Consider the following 815-nt stretch of genomic DNA (forward strand, 5'->3'; position numbering starts at 1 on the left):
CCTTCGTCCATATAAATTTTCGTAGTGTGAACCAAAACTAGAGATAAGCCTAGACAAATTGACAAACCAATCGTAGTGTAAACCATGTATTTTTTAAATGTCTGTTTTTTCTTTTTTTGCTTATAAAACGGTAGAAAACATAATCCATATGGCATTAAAAAAATGATACCTGCAATACCAAAGGTAAGTATGACAAGCCAAAAAAGTAACGCTGATACTATATAATATAGATAAAATTGAGAAATACCCGCCGTAGCCAAGATTAGAAATAAAAAAGTAGTAGCGAATTTATATGTCTCACTTACTTTATTAACTTGGTTAAAAAAGTTATCAATTGCTTTATTCTTTTTTGAAATATGTACTATACCTTCTATAATCATCCAAATAATACCACCAATAACTAACAAAGCAAAAACTGGGATTACAAGACTAATTAACATATCGTTCACCTGCTCACCTCTATTTTCAAACAATTATGATTGAATTGAATCATTCTAATTTTTGTAAAGTTACTTGTTTAATTTATTATATTTATTAACTCTATGATAACAAAAATACTGTTTGTGTATAACAATAAATTGAGATACTCAATAATTTGATAATGTGAAATTGATACTTTTCAAAATAGTTGAATATGACAATTAATGATTAGTTTTGCAATGGTGCTATAATCAATATTTAGCAGTTAGATAAAGTCCGTATAATTGTGTAAAAGTAAAAAGGCCATATAACAGTCCTTTTACGGTACAATGTTTTTAACGACAAAAACATACCCAGGAGGACTTTTACATGACCCAAGTACATTTTACACTGAA

1 protein-coding gene is annotated in these 815 nt (G+C 27.9%); it reads right to left on the reverse strand.

Features of this window, described 5'->3' with window-relative positions:
- A partial coding sequence (locus IDG60_RS17270) for a hypothetical protein (protein ID WP_206160982.1) occupies positions 1-440 on the reverse strand: 440 nt, incomplete at its 3' end.
- Positions 441-815: the final 375 nt, after the last annotated feature.

This window comes from Staphylococcus sp. EG-SA-2, from assembly GCF_017152085.1.